General features: G+C 39.8%; 24 protein-coding genes. 17 read left to right on the top strand and 7 right to left on the bottom strand.

Annotated features, from left to right (window positions below; all coding sequences use genetic code 11):
• The first annotated feature begins 54 nt into the window (after positions 1-54).
• Entirely contained in the window at positions 55-939 is an 885-nt protein-coding gene (locus tag ACLGGR_RS02640; protein ID WP_142944657.1) for a cation diffusion facilitator family transporter, read from the top strand.
• Between the two features lie 64 nt (positions 940-1003).
• Here the strand turns inward: ACLGGR_RS02640 and ACLGGR_RS02635 are convergent, their stop codons facing one another.
• Complete coding sequence (locus ACLGGR_RS02635) at positions 1004-1156, bottom strand: hypothetical protein (RefSeq protein ID WP_185907586.1); 153 nt, start codon at positions 1154-1156, stop codon at positions 1004-1006.
• Between the two features lie 301 nt (positions 1157-1457).
• Between ACLGGR_RS02635 and ACLGGR_RS02630 the strand changes: the two genes are divergently transcribed.
• The 3 genes from ACLGGR_RS02630 to ACLGGR_RS02620 all read left to right on the top strand — a co-directional run bounded on the left by ACLGGR_RS02630 (position 1458) and on the right by ACLGGR_RS02620 (position 4416).
• A complete protein-coding gene (locus ACLGGR_RS02630; RefSeq protein ID WP_142944658.1) occupies positions 1458-1997 on the top strand; it encodes an RDD family protein in 540 nt (179 codons plus the stop codon).
• Between the two features lie 126 nt (positions 1998-2123).
• On the top strand, positions 2124-3434 hold the full coding sequence (locus ACLGGR_RS02625; protein WP_410972440.1) for an MFS transporter: 1311 nt from the start codon (positions 2124-2126) through the stop codon (positions 3432-3434).
• Between the two features lie 73 nt (positions 3435-3507).
• On the top strand, positions 3508-4416 hold the full coding sequence (locus ACLGGR_RS02620; RefSeq protein ID WP_142944660.1) for a chemotaxis protein: 909 nt from the start codon (positions 3508-3510) through the stop codon (positions 4414-4416).
• Between the two features lie 36 nt (positions 4417-4452).
• Here the strand turns inward: ACLGGR_RS02620 and ACLGGR_RS02615 are convergent, their stop codons facing one another.
• Positions 4453-4914 carry a YkyB family protein gene (locus ACLGGR_RS02615; RefSeq protein WP_410972439.1) on the bottom strand — a complete coding sequence of 154 codons (462 nt, stop codon included), beginning with the start codon at positions 4912-4914 and terminating at the stop codon, positions 4453-4455.
• Positions 4915-5092: 178 nt separating this feature from the next.
• The gene (locus ACLGGR_RS02610; protein ID WP_410972438.1) at positions 5093-6010 is read right to left on the bottom strand and encodes an AraC family transcriptional regulator; all 918 of its coding nucleotides are present in this window, start codon (positions 6008-6010) and stop codon (positions 5093-5095) included.
• Between the two features lie 113 nt (positions 6011-6123).
• Between ACLGGR_RS02610 and ACLGGR_RS02605 the strand changes: the two genes are divergently transcribed.
• A complete protein-coding gene (locus ACLGGR_RS02605) occupies positions 6124-7020 on the top strand; it encodes a DMT family transporter (protein ID WP_410972437.1) in 897 nt (298 codons plus the stop codon).
• A 152-nt stretch (positions 7021-7172) separates the two neighbouring features.
• Here the strand turns inward: ACLGGR_RS02605 and ACLGGR_RS02600 are convergent, their stop codons facing one another.
• The 4 genes from ACLGGR_RS02600 to ACLGGR_RS02585 all read right to left on the bottom strand — a co-directional run bounded on the left by ACLGGR_RS02600 (position 7173) and on the right by ACLGGR_RS02585 (position 10528).
• Positions 7173-7388: a hypothetical protein gene (locus tag ACLGGR_RS02600; RefSeq protein WP_323647068.1), complete on the bottom strand. Its 216-nt coding sequence runs from the start codon at positions 7386-7388 to the stop codon at positions 7173-7175.
• 277 nt (positions 7389-7665) lie between these two features.
• On the bottom strand, positions 7666-8943 hold the full coding sequence (locus ACLGGR_RS02595; RefSeq protein WP_221887309.1) for an MFS transporter: 1278 nt from the start codon (positions 8941-8943) through the stop codon (positions 7666-7668).
• Positions 8944-9016: 73 nt separating this feature from the next.
• Positions 9017-9514, bottom strand: coding sequence for a L,D-transpeptidase family protein (locus ACLGGR_RS02590; protein ID WP_142944665.1), 498 nt, complete (start codon positions 9512-9514; stop codon positions 9017-9019).
• Between the two features lie 156 nt (positions 9515-9670).
• Positions 9671-10528: a metallophosphoesterase gene (locus tag ACLGGR_RS02585; protein WP_251215541.1), complete on the bottom strand. Its 858-nt coding sequence runs from the start codon at positions 10526-10528 to the stop codon at positions 9671-9673.
• A gap of 138 nt (positions 10529-10666) precedes the next feature.
• On the opposite strand from ACLGGR_RS02585, the gene fadH reads away from it, so the two are divergent.
• From fadH to ACLGGR_RS02525, 12 genes are all read left to right on the top strand, one after another.
• Positions 10667-11431 (top strand): 2,4-dienoyl-CoA reductase, encoded by a 765-nt coding sequence (gene fadH / locus ACLGGR_RS02580; RefSeq protein WP_251215540.1) that lies wholly within the window; start codon positions 10667-10669, stop codon positions 11429-11431.
• Positions 11432-11495: 64 nt separating this feature from the next.
• The gene (locus tag ACLGGR_RS02575; RefSeq protein WP_251215539.1) at positions 11496-12716 is read left to right on the top strand and encodes an EAL domain-containing protein; all 1221 of its coding nucleotides are present in this window, start codon (positions 11496-11498) and stop codon (positions 12714-12716) included.
• A 398-nt stretch (positions 12717-13114) separates the two neighbouring features.
• On the top strand, positions 13115-14011 hold the full coding sequence (locus tag ACLGGR_RS02570; protein WP_142944669.1) for a manganese catalase family protein: 897 nt from the start codon (positions 13115-13117) through the stop codon (positions 14009-14011).
• A gap of 184 nt (positions 14012-14195) precedes the next feature.
• Complete coding sequence (locus ACLGGR_RS02565; RefSeq protein WP_003212254.1) at positions 14196-14438, top strand: YkuJ family protein; 243 nt, start codon at positions 14196-14198, stop codon at positions 14436-14438.
• A 144-nt stretch (positions 14439-14582) separates the two neighbouring features.
• The gene (locus ACLGGR_RS02560; protein WP_410972436.1) at positions 14583-15098 is read left to right on the top strand and encodes a ribonuclease H-like YkuK family protein; all 516 of its coding nucleotides are present in this window, start codon (positions 14583-14585) and stop codon (positions 15096-15098) included.
• 149 nt (positions 15099-15247) lie between these two features.
• Entirely contained in the window at positions 15248-15439 is a 192-nt protein-coding gene (gene abbA, locus ACLGGR_RS02555) for an antirepressor AbbA (RefSeq protein ID WP_003210802.1), read from the top strand.
• A 147-nt stretch (positions 15440-15586) separates the two neighbouring features.
• Positions 15587-16030 carry a cyclic-di-AMP-binding protein CbpB gene (gene cbpB, locus ACLGGR_RS02550; RefSeq protein ID WP_048238791.1) on the top strand — a complete coding sequence of 148 codons (444 nt, stop codon included), beginning with the start codon at positions 15587-15589 and terminating at the stop codon, positions 16028-16030.
• Positions 16031-16126: 96 nt separating this feature from the next.
• Positions 16127-17008 carry a transcriptional regulator CcpC gene (gene ccpC, locus ACLGGR_RS02545; RefSeq protein ID WP_142944671.1) on the top strand — a complete coding sequence of 294 codons (882 nt, stop codon included), beginning with the start codon at positions 16127-16129 and terminating at the stop codon, positions 17006-17008.
• Positions 17009-17093: 85 nt separating this feature from the next.
• Entirely contained in the window at positions 17094-17516 is a 423-nt protein-coding gene (locus ACLGGR_RS02540) for a DUF4275 family protein (RefSeq protein ID WP_251215538.1), read from the top strand.
• Positions 17517-17700: 184 nt separating this feature from the next.
• Positions 17701-18177: a flavodoxin gene (locus tag ACLGGR_RS02535; protein WP_070325767.1), complete on the top strand. Its 477-nt coding sequence runs from the start codon at positions 17701-17703 to the stop codon at positions 18175-18177.
• The gene (locus ACLGGR_RS02530; RefSeq protein ID WP_142944674.1) at positions 18167-19060 is read left to right on the top strand and encodes a WD40/YVTN/BNR-like repeat-containing protein; all 894 of its coding nucleotides are present in this window, start codon (positions 18167-18169) and stop codon (positions 19058-19060) included. The genes ACLGGR_RS02535 and ACLGGR_RS02530 overlap by 11 nt, the downstream gene beginning before the upstream one ends.
• A gap of 16 nt (positions 19061-19076) precedes the next feature.
• A complete protein-coding gene (locus tag ACLGGR_RS02525; protein ID WP_410972435.1) occupies positions 19077-19535 on the top strand; it encodes a flavodoxin in 459 nt (152 codons plus the stop codon).
• Positions 19536-19617: the final 82 nt, after the last annotated feature.

The raw sequence follows: 19617 nt of genomic DNA, 5'->3' as shown, positions 1-19617 counted from the left end.
AGGGTCATGGGAATTGCTTTCATAGACATACGATCTCCTAAAGGAGGACGATAGATGGAACAATCAGCGAAGACATCGAAAATTGCGTTTCTATCCGTGCTGAGCAACACTTTTGTTGTCATCTTAAAAATCATTGTGGGTCTATTAACTGGATCTGTTGCGGTGTTATCAGAAGCCATTCATTCGTTTCTCGATTTAATGGCGTCGTTTATTGCATTTATTTCTGTTCGTATTTCAAGAAGGCCAGCAGATTCTAAACATCCTTATGGACATGGAAAAGTCGAAAATATTTCTGGAACGATTGAGACCCTGCTGATTTTCGTTGCTGGCATTTGGATTATATACGAATGTGTTCACAAATTAATGCATCCTGAGCCAGTCAAGCTGCCTGTGCTTGGCATTGTGGTCATGCTGCTAGGCGCTCTCATTAATTTTGTTGTATCGAGGGTTGTGAACAAAGAGGCTGAGCGAGTACATTCAGTCGCCATGAAATCAAATGCACTGCACCTTTTAACGGATGTGTATACGTCATTAGGGGTGGCATTCAGTTTATTGCTTGTGGCATTAACTGACTGGTATTTCCTAGATCCGATCATTGGAATGGTTCTGGCCCTCTTTATTATGCGTGAAGCGTTTAAACTTATGAAGGAAGCCTTCCCGCCGCTTGTTGATGCTCGATTAACACCAGAGGAAGAACAATCAATTGAAGCGATCATTCAAGGATTCAGTCAAGAATTTATTGAATATCATGACTTTCGAACAAGGCGGTCTGGTGCGGAGGAATATATTGATTTCCATTTGATTGTAGATGGGAAGACAACGATTGAAGATGTTCACCAATTATGTGATCGAATTGAAGAGAAGATTCAGCTGGAATTTCCGCATGCACAAATCTTTATTCATGTGGAGCCTGAAAGTGAAAGAAGCTCACAAACGTAAAAAAGGCGATCAACCTAATCTCAGGTTGTATCGCCTTTTTTTACGCTTCATCTATGAAATGAAATCAATATCCATAAGCAGTATCGTAGTCTTCGTACCAAGAGATATAAGCTGTGTCATCGTTTGACAAACCATGCTTCATTTCTAAAAAATCAGCTTCGCAAATATCTTCAATTACAGTCATTTCGTTGTTCTTTAATAATACGACAGTTCCCATCATGAACACCTTTCTTTAAAAAATCCTTGACTATTGTACCATTTGAAGAATTATTGTCAACAGAAGAATGGAAACAAGACGAAAATATCACAAAATGTTAAAAAATCAGGAGGTAAAAGAACTAGAAGTGCCATGATTTTCACAAATTTTCAGTATTTATTCACATAATTCGTTTAGATTAAACTGATCTAAAATGTATGTAAAAGTGTAAAGCTCCATTGATCTTGCTATATTCATAGGATATAATAACGAATGATTATAAGAAATTTATAGAAAACATACATAATAAAGGAGAAATAGGATGGAAACCAACATAACAGAACCACACATTCAAGAAAAGAAGCATCCTGAGCTAGCAGGTGTAGGCTATCGTTTTCTTGCACACCTTTTGGACGGTATCATCATCGGAGTACCAATTGCATTTATCATGTTTATTTTGGCGTCAGTCTTTTTTGTCTCAAGCCCAGAGGCAGCAATGATGATGGATGACGACAGCTATTACTATTCTTCAACCGTCATAACGGATGAGGAATGGGAAGCAATTATGGGACTGATCTTTTTATATATAGGGGCAATCTTGATGGGTACAGTGGTGACATGGCTTTATTACGCCATCATGGAATCATCAAAATTGCAAGGAACTCTCGGGAAGATGGCTCTCGGCCTCAAAGTAACAAAAGTCACAGGCGAAAAGGTCACATTCGGACGTGCAACTGGCCGCTTCTTTGCAAAAGGCTTTTTGTCTCCGATCTTATATATTGGCTATATCATTGCCTTTTTCACAGAGAAAAAACAAGCACTTCACGATTTGATTGCAAGTACCATTGTTGTGAAGAAATAATGAAAAAAAGCACCTCTGCTATATAGTAAGAGGTGCTTTTTTTCATAGATCACTTGTATGGAAGAGGGAAACAGCACATAAAATAAAATGATAGTGAAAAATAAGGCAGGGAAGGGAGACAATCGATTGAGAACAGGAAAAAAGACCGCACAGAAAAAAGGGGCAGGCTTCGGGCTGTTTTTGACAGCACCTGTGCTGGCCTGGGCGTTGTATGATTTTGCAAATACGATCTTTTCATCAAATATGATCACCATTTTCTTTCCATTTTACTTGCAGGAAACGATCGGGGACAGTGCGAGAATGGACCAAATCGCCAGTACCTTTATTTCTTATGCAAATGCACTAGCCAGCTTTTTTCTCGTCATTTTTACACCTTTATACGGAGTGCTGATTGATCGTACGGGAAAAAAGAAACGCTACATTACGGTGTTTACGTTCATATGTATTGCTTGTACGCTTTTGATGGGGATTTTTGCTGGGATTGATTTCTCAAGTGAATGGTTTGGGCTGCCTGTTTCTTTATTAGTCGTGGTCACCTTGTTTGTGATCGCAAAGTTTTTTTATCATTCTAGTCTTGTTTTCTATGACACCATTTTGCCCGATCTTGGGACAAAGGAAGAAATCCCGCTTATTTCCGGATTTGGCATCGCCGTCGGCTATTTAGGAACACTTGTCGGCCTCTCTGTGTATTTACTTGTCGGCAATGACCAGTTTCATGAAGCATTTATTCCGACAGCCCTTTTATTCCTTCTCTTTTTTCTACCCTTTCTCTTTTTTGTAAAAGATCCTCATCCGCTCCCTCAACAAGAGAAAAAGGCGTCTTTTTTCAGCGGGTATAAAGAGATTATTCACACGTTTAAAGAGATGAAAAGGTACAAGCCAGCTTTTATCTTTATGATTGCTTTCTTTTTTATGAATGATGCCTTACAAACAGCGATTGCGATGATGGCTGTTTATGCCAAGATCATCATTGGCTTTACCGCTGGGCAATTTATTCTGCTCTATCTTGTGTCGACCATTTCAAGTATCATTGGCTCCTTTCTGTTTGGATATATCACAAAAGCGATAGGGGCAAAGCGATCGATTACAGTCGTGTATGTCATTTTAATTGCTGCGCTGATTCTGGCTGTGACAGCGACAACCGAATGGGTCTTCTGGGTAGCGGGCAGTTTATTCGGGATTTCACTTGGCGCAAGCTGGGGAGCATCACGAATCTTGATTATTGAACTGACACCGAAGGAAAAAAGGGGACAGTTTTTTGGTCTCTTTGCATTCTCAGGGAAGGTATCTTCCATTATCGGGCCCATCATTTATGGTTCAGTTACCCTGCTGTTTGCAGAGCACGGAAATCTCGCAAGCCGCCTTGCACTAGGGTCTTTACTCATCCTTGCAGCGATTGGACTTGTGATTCATCAATTCGTTCGAGAGAAAGCGTAAAGAAACGTCAACTTTTTACCTATGCTGCCGATATAAAAAGTACAATCTTATATTGAAGAATAGAGGGATTTCCGTGGCTTTAAACAAACAAGAAATTTTACTTGACTCTGGTACCAATGAATTGGAAATTGTGAAGTTTGAAATTGGTTCAAATCAATTCGGCATTAACGTCATGAAAGTAAGAGAAATCATTCAGCCGGTTGAGGTGACGGTTATACCGCACTCTCACCAAGATGTAGAAGGAATGATTAGTTTACGAGGCGAGATTTTACCAGTCATCAATCTATTTTCCTTTTTTAATGTCGAGTCAGATCAGTCAGAACAAGAGAAATATATTGTGACTGAATTCAACCAACGGAAATTTGTGTTCCATACGGGAACGGTATCACAAATTCACCGCGTCAGCTGGGAAGAAATTGAGAAGCCGACTGCACTCAATCAAGGGATGGACCGTCATTTAACGGGCATCATTAAGCTTGATGAAAAAATGATTTTCCTTCCAGATTACGAAAAAATCATTTATGATATTGAATCCGCTTCTGGTGTTGATACGTATCATATGTTTGACGGTGAGAAAGACGAGAGAAGAACAGGGAAAAAACTGTATGTCGTTGAAGATTCTCCGCTTCTCATGCGTTTATTAACAAATGAATTAACCGAAGCAGGCTATAAAAACATTGTGACCTTTGAAGATGGCAAACAGGCATATGATCATGTCATGGATCTTGTCAGCAAAGGAATCAGTGTCACAGAAGAAATTGATATGATTATTACGGATATTGAAATGCCTAAAATGGATGGCCACCGGCTAACAAAACTGCTCAAGGACAATCCTTTAACAAATTCCATTCCGATTCTTATCTTCTCTTCGTTAATCACTGAAGATTTGCGTCATAAAGGGGAAACGATCGGTGCAGATGATCAAATCAGTAAACCAGAAATTCATCAGCTGATTGAAAAAGTCGATCATTTTATTATCTAAACAAAAAACCACTCGGCATGAGTGGTTTTTTTCTGTTTAAAAATAACTTTCCCCGAGTCGTTTGAAGACGGGCTTTGTGTAATGTGATTTTTGTTTTGTGGCGGCAGATTTTTCTTTTAAACCGACATACGTTTGCAGTATTTGCTTTGCTCGGTTTAATGACATATTCGCTTTCGGATTGCGATATGATTGATTTAAATTACCTAAGTGTGGCAAAAATTCGAAGTCTTCTTTAGTTGGTGGCAGGTGAAAATAATAATCTCCAATTTCAATCAGCACGTCGGACTGTTGTTGACTATACTTGGGATTGTTAGAGAAATGTAGGCCCACTTTTCTTCCTTTACCTTCTTGCAATAGTTTTTGCAGCGCGCGTTTTTTCAAAAGGTAAAGAAACTTTGGGTTTGGTGCGGTTTTAGCATGGCGGTTAACAGTATAAATGGCTTTTGCGATGTTTTCTGCTGTAGGTTCTATGTCTTTTGTATGAGCATAATCGTCCATTTTTTCTCTCCTTTGTCTTTCGTCTTCCTGTGCTTAGTATAAATTATACGTTTTAATTAGTAAATTGCAAATAGAGTTATTGTAAAAAGCGATCGGATGATCATCGCTTGTATTTACAATAGCCATTTATGATGGGGCTCAAACACCTTCTTCATTTTAGCAAACACGCTAGCTGTTATTATTTTTCCTCTACCCGTTTGATCTGGAGAGAATCTTGCTGTTTTAATTTTCTATATGCTAAAGGTGTCGTATTTTTTATTCTTTTAAACAGATTGATAAAATAGCTTGTGCTGTTGAAGCCTACTTGGTAGGCGATTTCTGTGATATTGAAGTCCGTTTCTTGAAGCAGGATGAGGCTTTGCTGAATTTTATATTCATTTACATAATGCATGGGTGATTTCTTTAAAATGTCTTTAAAGTATCTGCAGCATTCTGAGCGGCTAAGCTGTCCTGCACGAGCAATATCTTGGAGAAGGATCTTCTCATGATAATGCTGATGAATCCAATTCAGCATGTGTTTCATCCGTTCATTTTTATCGTGTTTACGCGCATCATGTTTCATTTGAAAACCATTTTGTAATAAGCTTTTCCAAATGGTGATGAGCTGAATATTGAGTTCAAGTTCATAATAGACTGGAGTTTCATCGATTAATTGTTGAATGGTTCGAATACATTGATAAATATGCTTTGGCCAGTGATCTTTTTGGTTGAGTAAAATATAAGGCGTCTGGCTCGCATGCATATAAGGATGGACAAATGTGGTGAATAATTCATTCGCTGTGATGAAATGAGGCGAGACATTTAAACAAACATAAGTACATGCCGTCCCATTCGCATCTTTTGCCATGTGCAGGCAGCCACTGTTGATGAAAATGCCATCTCCTTGCTTCAAATATACCGTCTCTTCATTGATATGAAATTCAGCTTCACCCTCTAAAATAAAGACAAATTGAAACTCGTCATGCCAGTGAAGAGGGATATAGCCGCTTCTGTGATGACGAATCTTTGTATGATAAAGAGCAATAGGCCATGTTGTCGTGGAATGCTCCGTTAATTCTTTCAGGTTGTAGTCAATCAGAAAATGATGGTTGTGCATGATTCTCCTCAATATACTTTTATTTTTATGTTCAATTGATATATCAATATGTAACAAAGTGAACTACTATCAACTATATTATCATGATTTGTTGAGAATTGAGGAGAATGAAAATGAATAGAAGAAAGGGCATTTTACTTGTACTCATAGGCGCCATCTGCTGGGGAGTAGGAGGAACAATTTCACAAAAATTGTTTCAGCAATATGGGATTGATGTTAATTGGCTTGTGACGGTCCGGCTGCTCATCTCAGGGGGACTGCTTTTCATTGTTCATGTGATGACAAAAGAAAAAACACATCTGATCGGTGTGTGGAAAAAGAAGAGGACAGCGATGCAAATCCTACTATTTGGATTAATGGGGATGCTGGCTGTTCAATATACTTATATGGCATCCATACAACATGGAAATGCTGCTGTGGCAACACTGCTTCAGTATACAGCCCCTGTCATGATTATCGTGTATTTGGTCATTCGCAGGCAATCAGCCTTCACTAAAAGAGATCTGGTCACAGTGGTATTGGCTTTAGCGGGTATGTTTTTCTTATTGACGAATGGCTCTATTTCAACATTAACCGTTCCATTTGTGGCAGTAATTTGGGGAATACTATCAGCTGTGGCGCTCTCGTTTTATACGTTATATCCAATCAGCCTGTTAAAACAATTCGACTCTCTAGTGGTTGTCGGATGGGCGATGCTTATAGGAGGAGGCGCCCTTAGCTTAATCCATCCCCCATGGAAGGTTAATTTAACTCATTTACCCTTTGAAGCGTATGTCTATTTATTGTTTGTGGTCATATTTGGAACGATGATCGCTTTTTGGTTTTACATAGAAAGTTTGCAATACTTATCACCAAAAGAGTCGAGCTTAATTGGAAGTGTTGAGCCCCTTGCAGCAGTCGTCACGACTGTTTTCTGGTTAAAAGAGCCATTCGGTCTTTTCCAGTGGATAGGGACAGCTTGTATTGTCTATATGATTTTATTCTTGGCATTGTATCAGCCGAAAAAATGAGAGGGATGGGTGTTGAGCAATAGAAGGAATGATAAGAAGAATTGACTGAATGAAATATAAATAAAGTGAACTATTAGTTCATGATAACTACCTATTTATTAAAATGGGTAGTTTCTCAAATGATATTTTTTATATGATGTAAGCAGGATGAATTATTTTGTATGAATAGAATAAGCACAATAAAAACAACCATTAAAGTCGGTTTCATTCGTCACTTGCTTGGCTTCATCAATGGCGCTTTTACCATTCATGTGCAGGCCAATCAACGTACGGCTTGCAGCATCACCTAAAAATGCACAATCTTCTGTATGTACAACAAACTGTCCTTGTTCATTTTTTGTATGAATAAAATAGTAACTTTTTAGCATTTCTTTCACCTCCAACCTGACCATCCTACTATAAAATGCTTAAAGATGTAAAGGGATTTTATTGTGAAAAACAAGAAAAAATGGATCAACAAAATGTGAGGTGCTAAATGGATGGAGGGTTAGTGAAGCAAGGTATATGTAATAAAAATCTGTAGCTTTTTGTTTATTAGAATTTATGCATGCTTCAAGCAGTTTCTATCAACAGTGAAAATGACATCAAACGTTTCAGCCATGAAAAAAAGGACTTTCCTTAACAGAAAGTCCTTTTTGCTATTACTTATTGCGCTCCCTGACCCTTTAGTTCACGCTGCACATCTAAGTCGGCAGCTTCTCTGCTGAATTTTGGCAGTGTAATGAAGTAAAAAAGGAAGACGAGTAAAATAATAAAGCCCATTCCGTAATAAATATAAGAAACATTTGTGATGAGTTTTGGAAACAATACAGCAATCAGACCTAATGTCATCGATTGAGCAAACATAGTGAGCGGATCAACCCATCCTGACACACGGCCCATCAGGCGAGGGTGGACGATTCTAGGCAGCCAGCCGCCAATGACAATGTTGACTGGGCCAATGCATGTACCAATGACAAATGATGTGACATAAAATAACCATAATGTATGGGTAGACCCAAGGACAAAAATCAGAATACCTGCGACCAGAATTGGAATCGACATGAGATATTGCATCTTTACCTTTTTAGCGAGGACAGAGCCCATTAAGCTTCCAACGAGCAGTCCTGCACCGATCGCAATGGTAAAGAAGGATGTATGCAGTTCAAAATGGTCCGGTGAAAGTCCATATTTCATTGTAAACATCGGAAGAACGGCAAATGCGCCATTGACAAGACCGAAAACAAAAAAGCCAAAAATTAAAGAAGCCAATAATTTGTTTTTTAAAATATACAGAATGCCTTCTTTAAAATCTTTCAGAGACGTTTTGATGGTCATGCCTCTCCAGCCAGCTTGTCCATTTGGCTGACGCGCTTCAATTGGAATGTTACATGAACGAATCAGGATGCCTGAAATAATAAAGCTGACTAAATCAATTGTAATAGCACCGTGAAGTCCAATCGTTTTATACATAATGGCACCAATTCCAACGCCAAATACCATAAATAAACTAAACAGCATTTGATTTAAGCCAGCAGCTTTTGCATATTGATCTTTATTTAAAATGGCCTGAACGAGAGAAGCTTCAGCTGGATAGAAGAACTTCGTAATGGCACTTCGAATGAACAAGATCAAGAAAATAAGTGGCAGTGAATTAAAATAAATAACGATGAATAATACAATCGTCAGCCCAGCTCGTATCCAATCACAATTCTCTGCGACTTTTTTACGATCAAAACGGTCTGCGACCACACCGACCATAAAAAAGACAAAGACGGTAGGAAGAGAATACATGAGCTCAGCCAATGTGGCGTATGCGGGCTGATGGCTAAAATGGTCGAGCAAATAAAAGGCAAACGCCATATTGCCTACTGTTGTCCCCATTTGCGAAGCAAGTGCTGCAAAAAAGAGACGAACAAAATTTCTGTTTTTAAAAATATCCATAAATACGCTCCTTAACCTGAAGATCCCACTTAATATCATATAAAATTTTAATGATTCGTACAATTGATTTCTTCTACTGGCTAATGGTCACAGGTGTTCCGTTTGGAACGAGTGAAGCAAGCTCGATGACATTCTGATTGTACATGCGAATGCACCCTCTAGAAACAGCTTTACCAATTGAAGACGGGTTATTCGTACCATGAATGCCGTAATGAATTTTCGAGAGGCTCAGCCAATAAGCGCCAAAGGGACCTCCTGGGTTTGGCTGTCTGTTGACAATATAATAAGAACCTGTCGGTGTCATATTTAAAATTTTCCCTGTTGCAATCGGATACGAACGAATAAGCTGTGATCCAGAAAACAAAACGAGACGTTTCGTTGAAATCGAAACAAAGATGCGGTAAGGGATCGTACTAGGATCCGGCAAACCGGGAATGATGATGACCTCATTTTGTTCGGGCTCGCGAGCTTGAAGTGACGGATTTGCAGCTTTTAAGGCAGCTGTTGTTGTTCGGAAATCAATCGCTATAGAAGCAAGGGTTTCCCCGCTTTTCACCGTGTATTGCAGCACCAAAGCACACTCCTTTTACTCAAATAAAAGAAGCCATGATGCCGTCACTTGACATATTATATGGACGGAATCAGGCCCAGTAAGGTTTCTCCTAACATTTTCCACGAAAAAGACCTTTGATTATACATATGCAGGTGAGGGCGGTTTGGCTTCTGTTTACACGCGAGATGTGAAGGTGAAAAAGGTTAACTCGGGTTTGGCTAAAAATCGAAGCGGCAGCCGCGTTGTCCCAAGTCCACGGTTGACATAGATGCGGTGCTGATCGCTTCCGTATAAACCTTCTACATATGTATGGCCGTAAGGTGCCGTGAGAATCGGTCCATAGAAAGGCAGCTGTACTTGGCCGCCATGCGTATGCCCGGAAAGCTGCAAGTTAATAGGTGTTGTTGTCAGCTCTAGTGCGGCATCAGGCTCATGGACGAGCAGTAACGTAAATAAATCAGATGATACTTCCCGTTTGATCAAATCGTAATCAGGCACGCTCATCATGAGATCATCCAGTGCAGCAATCTGAATATGTGAATGATCTTTTTCTAATAGAAACACATCATTTTTACATAACGTAAATCCACAAGCCTCCATTGTTTTCTCATAAAGCTCCACGCCAAATGGTCCGTAGTCATGATTTCCGTAGATGGCGAGCTTACCGTACGGTGCATGAAGTTTATTCAAATAAGCCTTCGCTTTTTCATGCTCTTCAGGGGATGCTTGAAAATCAACAAGATCACCTGTGAACACAATGAGATCTGGAGATGCGGCATTGATTTTCTGGACGATGGCTTCTAAATCCTTTGCAGGAAATGTATCACTTAAATGAACGTCACTAAATTGGGCTATTTTAAACTGGTCAAATGAAGCTGGAAGCTGAGCATCTTGAATGGTCAATGACACGGAATCGATCATGCGCGGCTCAATGTACCTGGCATAACCATATCCACAACTTGCAGCCAAAAAACCGAGAATACTCGCACCAGCTGCTCCTTTTAAAAATTGTCTGCGGGAAAGCTGCTTCATATAAGACTCCTTTATAAATAAAATTAAGTATAGCATCATATTTGGATAATCTCCCATATGGTGCACCGGGGGTCAATCATGATATGATAGACAATAATGAATGAATAGTCATTCAAATGACGCAAAGGGGGAGAACAAATGACGAAACAAACAGTGATTGTCACAGGGGGATCAAGCGGTATGGGGAAGGCGATGGCTGCCCATTTGGCAGCCGAAGGCTGGAATGTCGTGATTACTGGTAGAACGGAAGAGACGCTGGAAAAAGCGGCAAAAGAAATGAAGCAGAAGGGCGGATCGGTTGCTTACTTCGAAATGGATGTGCGAAACCCAGAGGATGCTGACCAAATGGTCAAGTTTGCAGTGGATACATTTGGTGATGTCGATGCCCTCATTAACAACGCAGCAGGAAATTTTTTAGTGCCAGCAGAAAAATTGTCTCCTAATGGCTGGAAGGCTGTCATTGATATTGTGTTAAATGGTACATTTTTTTGCAGCCATGCAGTGGGTAATTACTGGATTCGTCAAAAGAAAAGGGGAAGTATGATTAACATGGTGGCCACCTATGCATGGGGTGCTGGTGTAGGAGTGGCGCATTCGGCGGCAGCAAAGGCCGGCGTGTTGTCCCTGACTCGAACGCTTGCTGTTGAATGGGGGAAGCAATATCGCATTCGCGTCAATGCCATCGCACCAGGCCCAATCGAGAGAACAGGCGGTGCAGATAAACTATGGGAATCTGAAGAGGCAGCGCAAAGAACAGTAGATAGTGTTCCTATTGGCAGACTGGGCACACCTGAGGAAATTGCAGCGCTTGCGAGCTTTTTATTGTCGGAGCATGCATCTTATATAAATGGAGATTGTATCACGATGGATGGGGGACAATGGCTCAACCAATCACCATTTTGATTGACGATGTAAGACCTGCTTTTGATGTGGTATAATCACACAAAGAGAGAAGCAGGTGATGAAAATGGTCGATCCATTGGATATTTTAACGAATATTGAAGATGTTTTCCCGCACTATCAAGCAATATTCAGTGCGGAAGAACAAAAAGTGATAGGCTATGAGATTCTAGGAAGAATGAAGCTTGAGTCAGAAACGGTCAGCCTAGGCTCCTTCTTTACGGATTCATCTATTCCTGACGAATATAAATTGGAAGTAGATCACAAAGTATTGACTCAAGCACTTGATCACTTCACAACAGCAGATGACGATTTGCTCATTTTTATTAATCATGATGCCAATATCCTCATGCTGGATCATGGAGAAAGCTTTTTAGAACTTTTAAAGGAATATGAAGCAAGGGGTATTCAGCTTAACCGGTTTGTTATTGAGTTTGCAGAGCATACGTTTAGCGGCGACATTGAACAGCTATACCATACGTTAACGTATTATCGTACATATGGGATTAAAATCGCCGTCTCAAATATAGGAAAAGAAAGCAGTAATCTGGACCGGATTGCTTTGCTTTCACCTGATTTATTAAAAATAGATTTACAGGCATTAAAGGCATCGGCGCCATCTCCTTCCTATGAATATGTCTTGTACAGCATTTCATTGCTTGCGAGAAAAATAGGAGCTGCCTTAATTTATGAGGACATTGAAGCAAATTTCCAGCTGCAGTATGCTTGGAGAAATGGCGGGAGATATTTTCAAGGGTTCTATCTTCATGAGCCTGCGGGAGAATTAATCGACCGAAGCCACCGAAAAGATCAGCTTAGAGAAGAATTCCAGCAATTTATTGCCCATGAGAAAAAGAAGCTGCAAGCTGTCTACGAACATTCTGAAACATTTTATAAACGAATTCATCAAGCTGTCACGACTTTAAAAAAATCGTGCAGCACAAATGATGAGCTCATTCAAAAACTGGCACTTGAACTAACAGATTGCAGCTTTCGAATTTATATGTGTAATGAAGAAGGCTTTCAAATCACTGGAAATGTGTTCAAAAAAGAAGAAGAATGGCTGTTTCAGCCGGAATATATAGAAAAAAACTGGAGCTGGCGTCCTTATTTCCTAGCAAATATTCTTCAAATGAGAATTAGCGGAAAAGGATTTTTCAGCGATATTTACAGTGATTTAGAAACCGGTGAGAGGATACGTACGTTTTCTTATCCTTTAGAGGGAGATATGTACTTGTTTATCGACCTTCCGTATGCCTATTTATATGAGCAAGATGGATTAATTTGAAGGCACAGCGTGAAGACAAATCCTGCTCAAGAATGTACAATTCGCTCCGCTCCGGTACGCGTCCTTCCTAGACTTCAAAGGTTTTCTATCACACTGAAATGTAAACAAAAGGCATTTTAGCCTTTTGTCTCAATCTGAGCAGCCTCGTAGGCTGCTTTTTTTGATAGAAAAAAAGAAATAAAAAATGGTTGACAATGAAACTGATAATCATTATCATTTAGTTATAGAGAGAAGCTACTCTCTGTTCCCCAACCCCTCTATCAGATCAAGATCCAAAAAACTTGGCGCTACCCCCGCCAAGTTTTTTTTGTGCTTCAATCTTTCCCTTCATGCATAGGACAGCCCAAACTCTCCATACATCTTAAGTGATGATAGTTAGACGGTAGGAGGGAAACATCATGATCAAACGTGACATGCGGCTGCTCATTGATTTGCCAAGACCAGATCACCCAGATGCAAATGGTGCCGCTGCGGTGCAAGAATTACTCGGCGGGAAATTTGGTGAAATGTCCACATTAAATAATTACATGTTTCAATCCTTTAACTTTAGAGGAAAACGAAAACTTAAACCGTTTTATGACCTCGTATCAAGTATTACGGCTGAAGAATTCGGTCATGTCGAGCTTGTGACCACAGCCATCAATCTCATGATTACAGGAACCACACATGGCGGGGATCCAGATACGACGCCGATGAAGGCAGCTGTCGATAAACGAAATACACAGCATTTTATTCAAACAGCTCAAACAGGCTATCCGTTTGATTCAATGGCAAAACCTTGGACCGGAGAGAATGTGTTCTCAAGTGGCAATCTCATTCTTGATCTCCTCCATAATTTCTTTCTTGAATGCGGAGCTCGTACGCACAAAATGCGTGTATATGAAATGACGGACCATCCTACAGCAAGAGAGATGATCGGTTATTTACTTGTCAGGGGCGGTGTGCATGTTGTGGCATATGCAAAGGCACTTGAAGTCGCTACAGGAGTCGATGTAGGGAAGATGCTGCCAATCCCAAATCTCGACAACAAATATTTTGATTCAGCGAGGAAATTCGAAGACCAGAATGTTCATACAAGGCTGTACACATTTAGTGATACGGATTACAAGGATATCAATAAAATTTGGAAAGGCAGCCACCCGATTGATGGAAAGCCGCTGACAGTCATTGAGGGCACCCCGCAAGGTGCACCTGTGCCAGATTATAGAGAATTGCCAGAAGAGTTCGCTCCGGGGATTTCTAAAGAAGATTTTGATGAAATTGCTAAACGGCTGATGAGATCTGCCGGTTTATAAAAATCAAGGTGCATGAGATGAGAAAAAAGACTCAAACTAAAAAAACAGATTCTTTTTCTTTTTTTGAATTCAAGAGGAAAAATATCATCTGAGAACACTTTATGGTATGATGCTTTGTAGGACTTGTGTATAATCAATACGGGTTCATCTTGAGTTGTTTTTTTGAAAGGAGTCTTTTTTTAGAATGTCACAATTAATGGGTATCATTACAAGGCTGCAAAGTCTTCAAGAGACAGCAGAAGCTGCAAACGAGCCGGCACAGCGTTATTTCGAAGTGAACGGTGAGAAAATTTGTAGTGTTAAGTATTTCGAAAAGAATCAAACGTTTGAATTGACTGTTTTTCAACAAGGGGATAAGCCAAATACTTTCCCATTTGACAACATTGATATGATTTCGATTGAGATTTTTGAGCTTTTACAATCCTAAGCTGAATCTTATGAAATGTTTTTTCTGAGGATTCCTTCGTTTATTGCGGCAGCATACATGTATCATCATAGATGATATACAAATGGAAGATGATCAATCAGCGCATTTTTCGGATAAGAGACCATTAAAAAGGAGTTCCTTTCTGTGAATGATTCTTTTTTCTACAATCTTTCTGAAGATTATTTAGCGTTTTCTGATGTCGTCATGAGAATGAAAGACTTTATTCGAAAAGACCCTAGATCCGCCTATGTGTTATCAATTGGTACGGACTCTCAGGTCAATCAAAATGTCACTACATTTATGACTGCAATTCATCTCCACCGGATTGGCAAAGGAGCTTGGGGCTGTCTCACACAACAAGTGATCGAGAGGCCTGTGCAAAGCCTTAGAGAAAAAATTTCATTAGAGACAGCGTTTAGCCAAAAGGTATGTGCAGACATCCTTGAGGGGCCTTTAACAGAACTGATGGATTTGCTTCTTCCGTTTGCTGAGGAAGGGGCAGACCTTCGTTTTGAAGCCCATCTGGATATTGGCAAAAAAGGAAGTACGAAAGAGCTGATTCAGGAAATGACCGGAATGATCACAGCTATGGGAATTGAAGCAAAAATAAAACCCGACTCATATGCAGCATTTTGCTATGCCAATCGATACACAAAATAAATTCCGTCATTTTTCTCCAAACCTTGTCGAAACGTGCGGTTGACGATTCGATTCTAGTTCCTTATTCTAGCTGTATAGAGAGGAAGCAGACATTCAAAAGCCTGCTAATCAATATAAAAGCATATATGAAACAGGGGGCCTGATGTTGAATGAGCGTCATCGAAAATCGTTTTAATGAAGAAGAGAAAAAGCTATTATTAAACGTATTGCTGAATCAGGAATATGCTGTCGAATTACTAAGCAGTGAGATCAATGATATAGAATGTGGAACAAAAAATGTCGACGACAATACGTATAAGCAATTGATCACATTGTATGACAGAGTAAGGTTTGAGAATTAATATTGGTTTAACATTCTATTAGATACTCGGGGGCTGAGTATCTTTTTTATGCAGAAAAAAATCTTTCGACAAAATTCGTTTTAGTTTATGCTTAATCATAAAGGGGAATGTATGATTGATGATTGAGAGAAAAGGGGTCGAAGAAACATGATAGAGATAGAACCGACTCAATTGCTTGAGTCAACAGTAGCCGAACATATGATTGATGCAGATAAAGTGGCACATGTTCAAATTGGAAATAACCTTGAGCATGCCCTATTGGTTCTCACAAAAACAGGATATACAGCCATACCGGTATTAGACGCTTCTTATCGTTTACACGGGTTAATCGGAACGAATATGATTATGGATAAAATCTTCGGTTTAGAACGTATCGAATTCGAGAAGCTGGACCAGTTGAAGGTTGAAGAGGTCATGCTGACGGATATTCCGAGACTTAAAACAACAGATCCTGTACTAAAAGGCGTTCACGCTGTGACGAATAATGGATTTGTTTGTGTAGAAAATGAGGAGCAGGTCTTTGAGGGCATTTTTACTCGACGAGTTGTATTAAAGCGCTTAAATGAGGTCATTCATTCCGCGAAAAAATGAGCTGCAGACCAGCTTATTTTTTTTGCCTTCATAAGTTAAAATTTATATAATGAGCATATGGAATAAGAAAAACTTATAGAGAGAAAGGGGACGCCCATGCAGCTTCAGGAGTTACATATGCTTGTTGTACTAAGTGAAGAATTGAATATGAGAAAGGCTTCAGAGCGGCTCTTTGTCTCTCAGCCTGCTTTATCTCAAAGATTGCAGACGATTGAAAAGGAATGGGGAACCAAAATTTTTTTTCGTTCTCAGAAAGGGCTCACCGTGACTTCAGCAGGTGAACAGATTATTCAATTTGCAAAAGAGGTGACGGTTGAGCAAGATCGAGTAAGAGAACGAATCGATGAACTTGAAGGGGAAATTCACGGTACACTAAAGCTTGCGGTGGCATCCATTATTGGACAGCACTGGCTGCCGAAAGTGTTAAAGCGGTATGTCGAAAAATACCCAAATGCGAAGGTGTCACTTGTGACCGGCTGGAGTAGTGAAATGCTCAAAAGCTTATATGAGGACCATGTGCACATTGGGATCATTCGCGGAAACCCTGATTGGAAGGGAACAAAGGAATATTTGATGACAGATCATTTATATTTAGTCGATTCCGTGATCAAGGACGTAGACGAATTAATCAAGACGGAGCGGCCGTTTATCCAATTTAAAAGCGACAGCACATATTATCAGGAAATCCAGCATTGGTGGCACCAAAAATTTAAAGTGTCTCCAAAGCAGACGATTCTCGTGGACCAAATTGAAACATGTAAACAAATGGCCTACCACGGCATCGGCTACGCCATTTTGCCTTCTGTTACCTTATATGACCACGAAAAAAGTGTTTATAAAACACCGCTTGTTGATGTGAACGGAGAGCAAATCGGCCGTGACACATGGCTGCTAGGCTATGAAGCGTCTTTTCAGCTAAAACAGGTGCAAGCTTTTGTTGGTGTGGTTAAAGAAATGCTTGAGAACGAGGCTGTGTAAAGTACCTTATTGGAAGAAGAAGGTGCTTTTTTAGGATAAGTGTTGTCCTCGATGTCATACACTATTTGAGGAGCGATTTCACCAGATGAGAAACAAACAGTTCATCAAAATTAACAAACCAAAATGGGGACATGATTTACGCGCGAGATGGCGTGAACGTTTTGCTCGTCATCTGTCAATCAAGGAACAAAAAGAGACGGCGATAGATGATTTTCTATGGCATTTATGCAGTTCAGGAATGGTTGCATGCCTTGAAAAAGATGAAGCGATTGACGCATTTCTTAAACAACCAAAGTACAAATGTACTGTTTTTTATCAATTTGTGAATGAGGCGTATCTGTTCGAAAATGCCAGCTCACTTTCAATCAATGATTTACCATATCAATCTGATGATATGGATTATAGCGATATGTATGTGATGGATTGGAATGAAAAATGGACATTTGTGATGACGCATGAAATGGACTATGGTCCATATTTTATTCAAATAGATGAAACGAGCGAATGATCAAGCCATGATCCTTTCGAAATAAAAAACCCGCCTTCCAATTGGAATGAGCGGTTTTTTTATTTGGTTATGCTGATCTTGATCAATGTCTTTTCATAAAACATTTGACAATGAAAATCATTATCATTTAAAGTGTACATATAATAATTGAAAATGATTATCATTTAGATGAGGTGACCGATAGATGAAAGCACTAATTACATTTGCGAGTATGTCTGGAAATACGGAAGATATGGCAGCGATCTTAAAGCAAACACTTGAAGGAAAAGGGATCGATACAGAGATGATGGAGTTTGATGATACGAATGCAGAGGATCTTTCCTCCTACGATTACGTATTCATTGGTTCCTATACATGGGGTGATGGAGATTTGCCTTATGAAGCAGAGGATTTTTATGAGGAGGTCTCTACTCTTGAACTTAGTCACATCAAAGCAGCTGTCTTTGGATCTGGTGATTACAGCTATCCAAAGTTTTGCGAGGCCGTCCATACATTTCATGACATGCTGAAATCAACGGGTGCATCTGTTTTTCCTGAAACATTAAAAATGGAGCTTGCACCGGATACAGATGAAGATGTGGCGTGCTGTCAGGAATTTGCAGCGAGCTTTTTAACGTGGGCCGCTTTGTCTGAGAAACGAGTTGAGAATCATGTTTCATAAAGGAGCAACGGCCGTTGCTGCATCTAAAAATGGTGGATATTTTGTTGCTGTAAAACGTGAAGGTATTTTTCACTATAGTGTTGAGAGCGGATGGAAGCAGCTGTTTAAGCTCAAGCATAAAATCCATGCCATCAGCTATATTGGCCCTTATTTATTCGGTGTTGGTGAAAATGGCACAGTGATTAGATCAGGAGATGAAGGCAGTACATGGGCGTTATCTTCATTCCCAACAAATGCAGTCGTCTGGTCTATTACAGGACGCAAAGATGGGTTTGTATGTGCACATGGTAAACATAGTATCTATGTGTCAAATGATTTCGGAATTTCCTGGGAAATTATGAAGCCGTTTGCTCATGTGAATCATCCACCGGTCATTCGTTCTTTATGTGCTGCAGGTGATCACCTTTATATTGGCACACAGATTCATGAGGTTCACGGAGGAATATGGGTGTATGACTTGCAGAGTGAACAGATTTTTCTTCTAAACAGAGAGGAGCACCGAATGACAGCTTCAATGCTGCTCTGTCATGAACATCTTCTTGTATGTGCATTAGGTTCAAAAAAAGGCAAAAAAGGATCTGTTCAAATTTTAGATTTACATACAAATATCCTGCATGATATTCAATCACAGGCCTTTGCTAGAGAAGAATCATTTTTGGATGTATCAGAGGATAATGGCATTGTGTATGTGACCACTTCACAAGATGAACACGGGTTTTCTAAAGTGTATCAGCTTGATATTGAGCAAAAAGAGCTCAAATGGTTTGATACGATCAAAGGACACGGTTTTCGTGTAGCCAATCAAAACGAAAACTTTTTCTGTGCGGGTTTATATGAAAGTAAGTTTGTCAGGCCATATGAGGAGCCTGCATTGATTCATTAATAAGGAGGAAGAAAAAGTGACAGAAAAGGTTTTATTGGTATATGCCACGATGTCTGGTAATACAGAAGCGATGGCGGATTTAATTGAAAAAGGTTTAACGGAAGCAGGTGCCAGCGTGGATCGGCATGAAGCGATGGATATTGATGCTGAGCTGCTCAATGATTACTCGCACATTATATTAGGGGCGTATACATGGGGAGATGGTGATCTTCCGGATGATTTTATTGATTTATATGAAGAAATGGAAGAGCTTGATTTAACGGGAAAAGCATTTGCAGTATTCGGTTCTGGTGATACATCTTACGAACATTTTTGCGGAGCTGTCGACCTAATCGAAGAAAAAGTGAAGGAGCTTGGCGGTGACATTGTCCTGCCATCAGTTAAGATTGAGCTGAATCCAGAAGGAGAGGAAGAGGACGAATTGATTTCTTTTGGCAAACAATTTGTTCAGCTTCACCAGCAAGAAGCGGGATAATCGGTCCCGCTTGTTTTATTTTCCATTGTAGAGTTGACTCTTTCACTTGTCATTAAAACTCTCCTTTGGTACAGTAATGAAG

Origin of the sequence: Bacillus sp. BD48, assembly GCF_046566805.1 — a bacterium.
Classification (GTDB): Bacteria; Bacillota; Bacilli; order Bacillales; family Bacillaceae; genus Bacillus; species Bacillus safensis.
Note: the sequence above shows the minus strand (reverse complement) of the source record. Positions and strands in the feature narration are given on the sequence as shown.